The sequence below is a fragment of the Streptomyces sp. NPDC006925 genome, from assembly GCF_042869575.1.
GTDB lineage: Bacteria > Actinomycetota > Actinomycetes > Streptomycetales > Streptomycetaceae > Streptomyces.
In genome coordinates this window covers 163,364-174,684 of the sequence record NZ_JBIAGB010000011.1, presented here as the reverse complement: position 1 = coordinate 174,684, position 11,321 = coordinate 163,364, and the positions used below count along the sequence as shown (strand labels likewise).

Sequence of the window (11,321 nt, the reverse complement as noted above, 5' to 3'; positions counted from 1 at the left end):
GGCCGCCGCCCACGGCTGCTCTGTTCATCCGGAACCGGGCCGGGGGCGCGGAACGGGACGCGCCACCCGGCTCCGGCAAGGCCACCATCAGCCTGACGGAACCTGCACGCCCCTGGCCAGCGTGCGAGCGAGGGGCCCCGGCCGGGCGGCCGTTCGGGGCCGGTGGGTGGGGGCGCGGGGTGGTCCGGGCCGGGCGTGTCAGTCCCGGTGGTCGGGGGCGATGCGCTCGACCAGCCGGAGCAGCGCGGACCAGGCGAGGGCGTAGCCCTGCTCGTCCTGGAGGTCGGACTCGTCGTCCTCGCCGGAGAGTTGGCGCGCGGTACGTTCGCAGACGCCGGAGGGCGGCAGGGTGAGCCGGGCTCCGCCGGACTGGGCCGAGAGCTGGATCTCGCACGCCTTGTCCAGGTAGTACATGCGCAGGAACGCCTGGGCCGGCGTCTCACCGACGGTCAGCAGGCCGTGGTTGCGCAGGATCAGGGCCGGGTGGCCGCCGAGGTCGGCGACCAGGCGCTGCTGCTCGGCGAGGTTGAGGGCGACGCCTTCGTAGTCGTGGTAGCCGATCCTGCCGTGGAACTCCATGGAGATCTGGTTCACCGGGAGCAGGCCCTGCTCCTGGGCGGCGACGGCGCACCCTGCCCTGGTGTGGGTGTGCAGCACGCAGTGCGCGTCCGGGCGGGCGGCGTGCACGGCGCTGTGGATGACGAAACCGGCCGGGTTGACCGGGTGGAGGGTCTCCTCGACGGCGCGGCCGGACAGGTCGATCTTGACGAGGTTCGAGGCGGTGATCTCCTCGAAGAGCAGGCCGTAGGGGTTGATCAGGAAGTGCTGCTCGGGTCCGGGGAGGCGCACCGATATGTGCGTGAAGATCAGGTCGGTCATCCGGAAGTGCGCCACCAGCCGGTAGACGGCGGCGAGTTCGCGGCGCAGCCGCAGCTCCTCGTCCGAGACGGTCCGAACGGCCTGGTCGGCGCGGGCTGTCGGGGCGGTCACAGGGTGCCTCCTTCGGGGGCGGGGTGGTTGACGGGGGTGGCGGGCGTGACGACGGGGGTGAGGGGCTGCCCCGTGCGGTGCCAGGCGACGACGTTCTCGGCCGGGCGCTCGACGTAGGTGCGGCGCGCGGCGTCGGAGAGGAAGGCCATGTGCGGGGAGAGCAGCAGCCGGGGGTGGGTGCGCAGCGGGTCGTCCGGGGCGGGGGGTTCGGTGGGGAGGACGTCGAGGGCGGCCCCGGCGAGTCGTCCGCCGTCGAGGGCGGCCAGCAGCGCGGTGTGGTCGAGCAGGCCGCCGCGTGCGACGTTGACCAGGAAGCCGCCCTCCGGCAGCCGGTCGAGCTCGGCACGGCCGATGAGGCCGCGGGTGGCGTCGTTGAGCGGGGCGTGCAGGGACAGCACGTCGCTGGAGGCCAGCAGGGTGTCCAGGGCGGTCCGCCGGAAGGCGGCGGGCCCGCGCGCGGGGCGGTCCAGCGGATCGTGGGCCAGGACGCGGCCGAAGAGCGGCGCGGCCAGCTCGGCGAGACGGGTGGCGATACGGCCGGTGCCCACCAGGCCGAGGGTCAGCTCGCCGGGTTGCCGGGGCAGCCGCGGCAGGTCGCCGGTCCAGCCGCCGCTCCGCACCGCGGCGTCGGCCTGCGGAAGCTCCCGGATCAGCGACAGGGCGGCGGCGAGCGCGTGGACGGCGACCTCCTCGGTGGCCGCGCCGGGGAGGTTGCACACCCACACGCCGCGGGCGCGGGCCGCCTCGGTGTCGACCATGTCGTAGCCGGCCGAGCAGGTGGCCACGATGCGCAGCGCCGGGAGCCGGTCGAGGAGGTCGGCGTCGATGCGGGCGTATCCGACGAGCAGGGCGACCGCGTCCGCCGCCGCCCGGGCGATGGAGTCCGGGGTGGGACTGTCGGCGATCCGCACCTCGAACCCCGCCTCGGTCAGCTTCGCCACCCCGGGTGCCGGGTCCAGGTCGTCGGGGTCGGTGAAGACGGCGAGCGGCGGGCCGGTCATGTGGTGCTCCTGGTCGGTGTGTCGGTCGAGTGCGGTCGGCGATGGCGGTCGGCTGTCGGTCGGTCGAGAGCGGTCGAGGCCGGCCGGCGGCTCGGGCCGTGGCGCGGTCTCAGACGCCGACGGTCGCCGGGCTGTCGGCGGCAGGGCTGTCCGCGGTCGCCGGGCCGTCCGCGTGCTCGCCCGCCAGGCGCCGGCGCCACGCCTCGACGACGGCTTCCTCGGTCGGCCTGGTGGCCAGGCTGACGACCACGTAGGCGACCAGGCCGGCGAGCAGGCCGTAGTAGATCGGCTCGTTGGCGAGGAGCCCGTCGGTCACCATAAAGGTGACCACCGTGGTGCCGCCCGCGACCATCGAGGCGAGGGCGCCCTGGAGGTTGCCGCGCCTCCAGACCAGGCCGCCGAGTACGGGTATCAGAAGGCCGCCGACGAGCAGGTCGTAGGCCACGGTGAGGGCCGCGATGACGTCGCCGAGCAGGCAGGCGAGGGCCATGGAGACCACGCCGAGGACGGCGACGGCGGCCCGGTCGGAGGCGACACCGTCGGACTCCTGCGGTGCGGGGTCGCCGCTCCTGCGGCCCGCCAGGCGGCGCAGCCGGACCCAGACGTCGTTGTGCGCGACTGTGGCGGAGGCGATCAGCGCGCCGCTGGCCGTGGACATCATCGCGGAGAGGGCGGCGGCCAGGACCAGTCCCTTGACCCCGGCGGGCAGGGCGTGCTGGACGACGGCGGCGAACGCCTGGTCGGCGTCGGCGAGCCGCGGGTGGAGCGTCTTGGTGGCCATGCCGATGACGGCGCCGGCCACGGCGTAGACGAGGCAGTAGGCGCCGGCGGCGGTGCCTCCCCAGGCGGCCACCCGGTCGCTGCGCGCGGTGAAGACCCGCTGCCAGATGTCCTGGCCGATGAGCATGCCGAAGCTGTAGATCAGCACGTAGGTGAGGATGGTCTGCCCGCCGATGGAGGTCGGGGAGAGGTAGCCGTGCGGCAGCCGGTCGGCCATGGCCGCGAAGCCGCCGGCCTTGACGACGGCGATGGGCAGCAGCAGGAGGAGCACGCCCACGCTCTGGACGACGAACTGCACCATGTCGGTGAGCGTGATGGACCACATGCCGCCGAGGACGGAGTAGCCGACGACGATCGTGCCGCCGATGACGATCGCGGCCCACCGCGGTACGTCGAACAGCACGTCGAAGACGCTGGCGTAGGCGATGGTGGAGGTCACGACCAGCATGAGCGTGTACATCCACATCACGACGCCCGAGATGACGCTGGCGGCGTCCCCGTACCGCAGCGAGAGCATCTCGGCGACGGTGTACACGCGCAGCCGGGCGATCCGGGCGGAGAAGAAGATGCTCAGCGCCAGCAGCCCCAGCCCGATGGCCAGCACCATGGCGGCGCCGGAGATGCCGTAGCTGTAGCCGAGGGCGACCCCGCCGACGGTGGAGGCGCCGCCGAGGACGATGGCCGCCATCGTGCCGGTGTACATCAGCGGTCCGAGCCGCCGCCCGGCCACCAGGAACTCGCTCCTGGACGCTGCGCGCCTCCTGCCCCACCAGCCGGCGCCGACCAGGCCCAGCAGGTATGCGGTCATGACGAGGTAGTCGACGGCCATCAGGTCCTCCGATTCGCTGCGGCGCACGCCGGGGAGCGGCGCCGAGTGGCTGCTGTGCGGGGGCAGCGGCTGCGCGCCGGGCCACGGAGCGGGCGGACACGGCAGTGCTGAGCGGGGATGCCGGGGCGGGGGTGGTGCCCTGCTGGTGGGAGAACCTATCGACGGTCCGCACCCGAGCTGAAGTGTAGGATCTGTCCAAGATGGGATCGCCCGTTGGAGGAATCCCGCACTTTCGGGCGGCGCTGCGGGGCCGGGAGGATCACTGCTCATGGCCGGGACCGAGCAGTTCGCCGTTCCTCTCAGCATGCTGCTCGGCAACCCCGCACTGGGCCTGACCCGGATCGCCGGTCCGGCCGAGGACCGTCTCATCAGCACGGTCGGCACCACCGAGGTCGAGGACCCGGTGCCCTACCTCGTCGGCGGTGAACTCCTCCTCACCGCGGGGGTGCGCCTGCCGTCCGGGCCGAACGGCATCGAGGACTACGTGTCCCGGGTCGTCGCCGCCGGGGTCGCCGCGCTGGGCTTCGGTGTGGCACCGGTCCACCAGGAGGTTCCCGCCGAGCTCGCCGCCGCCTGCGACCGCCACGGGCTGCCGCTGCTGCGGCTGCCGCCCGGCACTCCCTTCGTGGCCGTCGGCCAGGCCGTGTACGACGCCATCGCCGAGGTGCGCAACAGCACGCTGCGGCGCATCTCCACGGCGCAATCGGCGCTCGCCTCGGCCGCCGCCCGCCCCGACGCGCTCCGCGCCGTACTGCAGCAGCTCAGCGCACACACCGAGGCCGCCTCGGTGCTCTTCGACGCCCACGGGAACGAGTTGTTCGACGCGGGCCGCCGCCCGCCCGACCCCGGCCCGCGGCTCCTGCGCGAGCTCGCCGTAAGCACTCTCGCCCGCTCCGCGGCCACTTCGGCGCGGGGCAGACCGGCGCCCCCCGCCGCGGCGGCCCACCACCACGACGGTGTCCATCTCACCGTGCACACCCTGCCCGGCGCGGACGGCGCCGCCGCGCTGGCTCTCGGCCAGGCCGCCCGCACGGCCCCCACGCCGGTCGACCGCCAGGTGACCGGCACCGCGACCGTGCTGCTGTCCCTGCTCACCAGCCCCAGCCATGCCCTCGGCGCCGACGCCGGTGGTGTCGGCGCCCTGGTGCGGCTCATGCTCGGGGCCGCACCGGCCGACGTCGCGCACGCGCTGCTCCCCGACGACGAGCCGGGCGCAGCCGACCACTGGGTCGTCGTCCACGGCCGACGGCTGCGGTCCCGGCCGGGTCCCGCCGGCCGGTCGTCCACCGACCCGGCCCAACTCGCCGCGCTGGGCACCGCGCTCGGCACCCCCTATGTGCACCTCGACCGGGCGCGGCTGCGGGCCCTGGTCCCGAGTGCGCCGGATACCCGGCCGACCCCTCCCGCGCAGGCCGCCGCCCTCGGGTGGACCCTCGGCTTCAGCTCGCCGGTACCGGCGGCCGAACTGCCCGACGCCGACGCCCAGGCCGAGCGGGCGCTGGAGCGCGCCGTCGCCGGCGAGGCTCCCGCGGTGGTCCACAGCGCGGCACACAGCCTCCACTCACTGGTCTCCGCCCACGAGGCGCGCGAGCACGCCCGGGCCCGGTTCGCGCCGCTCTCCCGGGCCCCGGCCCCCGGTGCCGCCGTCCTGCTGGGCACCTTGCGCACCTGGCTGGCCTTCCACGGCACCTGGGACCGCACCGCGGCCGAGCTGCGGGTCCACCGCAACACCGTGCGGCACCGCCTGGCGCGCGTCGCCGAGCTCCTCGACGTCGACCTGCAGGATCCGGAGGTCCGGATGGAGCTCTGGTTCGCTCTGCGCTGGCTGCCGGACGACCCGGCGGCGGGCGGGCAGGGCTCCGGCTGACGCGGACCCGGCCGGACGAGGAATTCGGCCGACCAAACTGGTGGGGAGCGGGGCCCGGAGCGGTCCGCCGGCAGCGCCGGATACGGTTCGACCGTGGGCGAGATATCCGTTCGGCTGACCCGGCTGCTGTCCCGGCATCCCCTTCCCGAGTGCGTCCTGCTTCCCGGGCGGGAGCCCCGGGTGCGGGACGGTCACGATTCCGGAGCCTTCGTGGAGTTGGGCTCGCTGACCAAGGTGCTCACCGGAACCGCGCTGGTCCGGATGGCCCGGGCCGGGCTGCTGGAGGTGGACGCGCCGGTGGAGCGGGTGCTGCCGCAGGCGCCCGCTTCCGGTATCAGCCTCCGGCACCTGATGGAGCACACCTCTGGCCTGCCGCGCCTGCCGCCGGGGCTCTCCGGCCCGCGCAGCGACCCCTACCGCGACTTCACCCCGGCCGCGCTCGGCCAACTGCTCGAACGCCTCGACCGGATCGGCGAGCGGCCTCCGGGGCGGGAGGAGTACTCGAACTTCGGGTACGCGGTGCTGGGGGCCGCCCTGGCCGCGGCCGCCGGGGCGCCGTACCCGGAGCTGGTACGGGAGCACGTCCTCGAACCGCTGGGCCTGGCCGACGAGGTGACCGCCGCCCCGCCGACCGGGCTGACCCTGCGGGCCAGAACCCGGGCCGGAGCCGAGCGGACCCCGTGGACCATGGACGGAGCGATCCTGCCCGCGGGTGGCATGTGGGGAACCCCTCGGGCGCTGGCCGCGCTGGTCAGGGCTTTGCTGGTGGAAGAGGTGCTGGGGGAGCCCGCACCGACCTGGCAGACGGCCGGGCGGCTGCGCTGGCACAACGGCGCCACCCGGGACGCCTCCGCGTTCGCGGGCGCGTTCCCCGACACCGGGGAGTGGGTGGTGGTCCACCGACTCGGTGGCGCGCCGGGCGACACCGACCGGCGGGGGGTCGCGCTGCTCTCCGGAGCAGGGCAGCCGACCGGCGGCTAGAGGGTCCGCACCGGGCCGCGACGCCCCGGGGCCGCGTGCGCCCGCCCCGGCTCACGCCGCGGGTTTGCGCCCCCACACGCGGACGGTGTCGCCGACCCGCATCCAGTTCCAGAGGCGTTCCGCGTCATCGTGGCGGAGATTGACGCAGCCGTGCGAACCGGGCGGGCTGTAGATGTTCTTGCGGGTGCCGTGCAGGGCCTGGCCCCCGCTGAAGTACTGGCTGAACGGCATCGGCTGGTGGTAGAGGGTCGAATAGTCGTCCCGCACCCGCCGCTGGATGGAGAACCGTCCGGTGCGCGTCTCATACCCCGGGGCGCCGCTGCGCAGGGGCACCGCCTGGACGACGACCTTGCGGCCCTTGAGCAGCCACATCACCTGGTGGGTCAGGTCGAGGCAGGCGACCCGCCCGCGTTCGGGCGGGCAGTGCGCGTCCGCCAGCAGCTGCTCGGGGTGCCCGGCCGCCCAGCGCGCGTACAGGGCGCGGTAGGTGGTGGGTGAGGCGAGACCGTCCGCGGGGAGCACGCCCTCCCGCTCCTGGAAGTCCCGGATGGCGGCGCAGTCCTGCGGCGACTGTGCACCGTCCACCGGGAGCCCCAGGTATCCCTCGACCTCGCGCTGCCGCGGGCCGGTTCCGGTGGTGCACTCGCGCTGCGGTTCGGTCTCCTGCGGTTCGGGCTCCTGCCCGGCGGGGTGACCCGTTCCGGAGCGCGGTTGCCCGGCCGCGGTGCCGCTCGGAGGCGGGACGAGCGCCTGCGCGGGCGCGGCTTCGGCGAAGCCGAGCAGCAACAGGAGTGCGAGGGCGGGGGTGTGTGCTTTTCGTACGGACCGCGGGAATGTGTTCACTGGCATGCACGGGGCTGTGCCCTGCCGACCGGGCGCGCAGCACGGAAGTCCGCCGAATCACCTGACCGCCGCACACCGGCTTCCGGTCCCGCGCCGGCCGCGCTCCGCCGGACCGGTCCCGCGCCGGCCGCGCTCCGGTCCGGGTGGAGCACCGGGCCGGGTGCGCGGACGGGGGAACGCGGCTGTCAGTCGGTCAGTGTGGCCGGGTCGCTGACACCCGCCTCGCCGGTCTCCACGTGCCCGGCGAGGCGGCGCTCCCAGTCGGGGTCGGCCTCGCAGGTGACCGTGAGGTCGTACCAGCGCTTGCTCTCCCGCAGCCGTACCGTGGTCACGACTTCGCCGCCCGGGCGTACCGTGTGCGTCCGCTCGGCGCCGCCGTAGGCGTTGCCCACCGTCAGCGTGCGGTCGGCGTCCGTCGCGTTGGTGAGGGTCAGCTCGATGTCGCCGCTCCCGGCGAGGTGGCGCGCGGTCACCTCGCAGCCTGCCTGCCCGTTGGGGCCTTTGAAGGTGCGCAGGAAGCCGTTCGGGCCGTGCGCCGTCAGGTCGTAGCTGCCGCCGGAGTAGGCGCTGTTCCAGGTGTCGGACAGCTCCTTGCCCGCCTCGGTGCTGTAGGTCCAGGGGCCGTCGGTGCGGTTCGCGGAGGTGACGAGGAAGAAGGCACCCGCGGACTTCCCGCCGCTGAAGGTGAGGGTGAACCTGCCGTCCGAGGTGCGGGCCGCGCCGTCCACCAGCGGTGCGTACGGCAGCGGGCGCGTGTGCCGCGAGCCGGCCTCCTGGCGGGGCAGCACCGGCTTGGCCGGCGGCTTGGGCACATAGCTGTCGTGCCGTTCCCGGTCCGGGGGCTCGTAGGCGTCGGTGCTCGGCAGCCGCGCGGGGTCGGTGTCCTTGAGGGTGAAGTCGAACGCCGAGGTCAGGTCGCCGCACAGCGACCGGCGCCACGGCGAGATGTGCGGCTCGTGCACCCCGAAGCGGCGCTCCATGAAGCGGAGGATGGAGGTGTGGTCGAACAGTTCGGAGCACACGTAGCCGCCGGTGCTCCAGGGCGAGACGACGAGCATCGGCACCCGCTGGCCGAACCCGTAGGGTCCGGGGGCGTATCCGGAGAGGCCGCCGGTGTACTGGTCGAGGGCGGTGTCCGCGGTGGCGCGGCCCTGGGCCGCGGAGGCCGGCGGGTAGGGCGGTACGACGTGGTCGAAGTAGCCGTCGTTCTCGTCGTAGGTGATGAACAGCGCCGTCTTCGCCCAGACCTCCGGGTCGGCGGTCAGCGCGTCCAGTACCTGGGAGATGTACCAGGCTCCGTAGTTGGCGGGGAAATTGGGGTGCTCGGTGAACGCCTCGGGTGCGGCGATCCAGGAGATCTTCGGGAGCCTGCCCGCCTTGACGTCGGCCTTGAGCTGGTCGAAGAAGCCGTCGCCCTGCGTGGCGTCGGTGCCGGTGCGGGCCTTGTCGTGGAGCGGGTCGCCGGGCCGGGCGTTGCGGTACGCGTCGAAGTAGAGCAGCGAGTTGTCGCCGTAGTTGCCGCGGTAGGCGTCCTCGATCCAGCCCCAGTGGCCGTCCGCGTCGAGGCCGTCGCCGATGTCCTGGTAGATCTTCCAGGAGATGCCGGCCTCCTCCAGGCGTTCGGGGTAGGTGGTCCAGCCGTAGCCGGCCTCCTCGTTGCCCAGGACGGGGCCGCCTCCCTTGCCGTCGTTTCCGGCGTGCCCGCTCCACATGTAGTAGCGGTTGGGGTCGGTGGCGCCGATCATCGAGCAGTGGTAGGCGTCGCAGACGGTGAAGGCGTCGGCGAGCGCGTAGTGGAAGGGGATGTCCTTCCGGGTCAGATACGCCATGGTGCCGGTGCCCTTGGCGGGGATCCACTGGTCGTACCGGCCCTCGTTCCACGCCTGGTGGCCGCCCGCCCAGTCGTGGTTGAGGCCCGCGATGAACTGCATGCCCAGGTTCTCGGCGTCGGGGTGGTAGGGCAGTACGTCCTTGTGTCCATCGGACTGCTGCCAGACCGTCCGCTTCCCGGTCGGTGCCGCCGGGCGCGGGTCGCCGAAGCCGCGCACTCCGCTCAGGGTGCCGAAGTAGTGGTCGAAGGACCGGTTCTCCTGCATCAGCACGACGATGTGCTCGACGTCGTCGATGGTGCCGGAACGGCGGGCTGCGGGGATGGCGGCGGCCCGCTCGATGCTGCCGGAGAGGGCCGAGAAGCCCGCGGTCGCGCCGGCTATCTGGAGGAACCGGCGCCGGTTGAGTTCTGGCATGGGTCTGCTGACCTCACAGGGCGAATCGGAATCGTCGGACCGGCAGAGTCTGTCAACAACAGCGGCGCCATGGAAGGCCACCTGTATGAACAAGTTGGCAACATCTGGAGGCGAGGCGCGCTAGAACACCCCCTACCACCAGCAAAGACATGCGAGGACGGCGGGCCGATGCCCGCCGGGCTGCGTTCCCCCCCGCTGTCGGCGACCGCTCTCGTGACCACCGCCACACGCCGTCGACCGGAATACGGGGCACCCCGACACGCGCAGCAACGGACGGCCCGCGCCCGTCGGGGGACGCAGGATGAAGCGGTGAAGGAGGACCAACCGATGACCGAGGAGCAGGACGGATCCCCGGAGGGCGGCCGCGAGGTGGCGGCGTCCGGCAGGTGGGCGCGGGCGAGGCAGTGGCTGGACCGGGCGAAGGGGTCGGCCGGCTACGAGCGGCAGACCCTGGAGCTCATCGGCAAGAGCGCCCTGGCGGCCACCGCGGCCTGGTACGTCGCACACAACGTGCTGGCCGCGCAGAGCCCCGCCTTCGCGCCCTTCTCCGCGGTCCTCATCATGCAGGTGACCATCTATCAGTCGCTCGTGCAGGCGCTGCGGTACGTCGCAGCGGTCTCGGCCGGGGTGATGGTGCAGGCGGCGCTGGGCTATCTGGCCGGGCCCGACCTGCTGACCTTCGTGCTGGTCGCGCTCATCGCGATGGCCATCGGCCGGTGGCGGCGGCTGGGTTCCCAGGGCTCCCAGGTGGCGACGGCCGCGTTCTTCGCCTTCTCCACCTACGCCGCCGCCTCCGGAAACCTCGAACGCATCGAGGAACTGGGGCAGATCCTGATGCTCGTCGGCATCGGCTGCGGGATCGGCGTGCTGATCAACGTCACCGTCGTGCCGCCGATGCGCTACCGGAGCGCCGAGTACGGCATCCGCGTCCTGGCCCACTCGCTGTGCGACCTGATAAGCGACATCGCCCCGGCGCTGCGCGAGGGCGACCTGGACGACGAGCGCACCGCACACTGGCGGCAGCGCGCAACGACCCTGGGGCCGCTGGTGACACAGGCGCGCTCGGCGCTGAACACCGCTGTGGAGAGCAAGTACTACAACCCTCGGCAACTGCTGCCCGGGCACCGCACACACCACGACTTCTCCGGCTATGAGGAGCTGGTCGACGCGCTGGAGCGCGTCACCCACCAGCTCACGTCGCTGACCCGGGCCCTGCACCAGTGGCCTGAGGACGAGAACGGCGAGGACTGCCGCGGGTTCCTGACGGACTACGCGGGGCTGCTGGAGGCGCTCTCCCGGATCACCCGGCTGTTCAGCGAGATCGACGAGCAGCACCTCCCACGGCAGGCGGAGGGACTGTGCCGCGCGGCGGAGGCGGCGCAGGAGAAGCGGACCGCGCTGGTCGAGAACGTCCGGGAGACCGCGCTGCCGACCGACGACCCGTCCCGCCCCTACAGCATCCTCCTCGCGGAGGCGACCCGGCTGATGGAGGAGGCCCAGCACTCCTGCGACATACTCCAGCACACCGTCGACGAGGCGTCGCAGACCGGCGAACTCCAGCAGCGGACGGAGGAGTGACAGCGCACCGCCCCGACGCCGGCCGCCGCGTCGGCGGCTCCGCGCATGCCCCCGGCGGCCGCACCCCCGGAAGACGCACGGAACCCCTCCGGTCCGATGACCGGACAGTGCGCTCGGGACTGCATCCGGGTGGAGACCTCCCGGCTCCGCCGTCGCGGCGTCCCTGCCCGGCGCTGCCGGACCCGCAGACTGGGCGCGACCGAACG

Annotated in this window: 8 protein-coding genes; 3 read left to right on the top strand and 5 right to left on the bottom strand. The window is 73.5% G+C overall.

Translation table 11 applies throughout. The features are described from left to right. Positions 1 to 198: 198 nt before the first annotated feature. The 3 genes from ACFYNS_RS17535 to ACFYNS_RS17525 all read right to left on the bottom strand — a co-directional run bounded on the left by ACFYNS_RS17535 (position 199) and on the right by ACFYNS_RS17525 (position 3,600). Positions 199 to 990 carry a class II aldolase/adducin family protein gene (locus tag ACFYNS_RS17535; RefSeq protein WP_388603659.1) on the bottom strand — a complete coding sequence of 264 codons (792 nt, stop codon included), beginning with the start codon at positions 988 to 990 and terminating at the stop codon, positions 199 to 201. Then, complete coding sequence (locus ACFYNS_RS17530; RefSeq protein ID WP_360298632.1) at positions 987 to 1,991, bottom strand: C-terminal binding protein; 1,005 nt, start codon at positions 1,989 to 1,991, stop codon at positions 987 to 989. The genes ACFYNS_RS17535 and ACFYNS_RS17530 overlap by 4 nt, the downstream gene beginning before the upstream one ends. 109 nt (positions 1,992 to 2,100) lie before the next feature. Then, positions 2,101 to 3,600, bottom strand: coding sequence for a sodium:solute symporter (locus ACFYNS_RS17525; protein ID WP_360298663.1), 1,500 nt, complete (start codon positions 3,598 to 3,600; stop codon positions 2,101 to 2,103). A 268-nt stretch (positions 3,601 to 3,868) separates the two neighbouring features. On the opposite strand from ACFYNS_RS17525, the gene ACFYNS_RS17520 reads away from it, so the two are divergent. Together ACFYNS_RS17520 and ACFYNS_RS17515 are read left to right on the top strand one after the other, a co-directional pair. After that, on the top strand, positions 3,869 to 5,467 hold the full coding sequence (locus tag ACFYNS_RS17520) for a PucR family transcriptional regulator (protein ID WP_388603657.1): 1,599 nt from the start codon (positions 3,869 to 3,871) through the stop codon (positions 5,465 to 5,467). Positions 5,468 to 5,560: 93 nt separating this feature from the next. Next, positions 5,561 to 6,448, top strand: a complete 888-nt coding sequence (locus tag ACFYNS_RS17515) for a serine hydrolase domain-containing protein (RefSeq protein WP_388603654.1) — start codon at positions 5,561 to 5,563, stop codon at positions 6,446 to 6,448. 51 nt (positions 6,449 to 6,499) lie between these two features. Here ACFYNS_RS17515 and ACFYNS_RS17510 read toward each other — a convergent pair whose 3' ends face one another. Beyond that, the gene (locus tag ACFYNS_RS17510) at positions 6,500 to 7,297 is read right to left on the bottom strand and encodes a L,D-transpeptidase family protein (protein ID WP_360298637.1); all 798 of its coding nucleotides are present in this window, start codon (positions 7,295 to 7,297) and stop codon (positions 6,500 to 6,502) included. A gap of 179 nt (positions 7,298 to 7,476) precedes the next feature. Beyond that, complete coding sequence (locus ACFYNS_RS17505; RefSeq protein WP_388603652.1) at positions 7,477 to 9,537, bottom strand: phosphocholine-specific phospholipase C; 2,061 nt, start codon at positions 9,535 to 9,537, stop codon at positions 7,477 to 7,479. A gap of 327 nt (positions 9,538 to 9,864) precedes the next feature. On the opposite strand from ACFYNS_RS17505, the gene ACFYNS_RS17500 reads away from it, so the two are divergent. Continuing rightward, positions 9,865 to 11,115: an aromatic acid exporter family protein gene (locus tag ACFYNS_RS17500; protein WP_360298642.1), complete on the top strand. Its 1,251-nt coding sequence runs from the start codon at positions 9,865 to 9,867 to the stop codon at positions 11,113 to 11,115. The last annotated feature ends 206 nt before the right edge of the window (positions 11,116 to 11,321 follow it).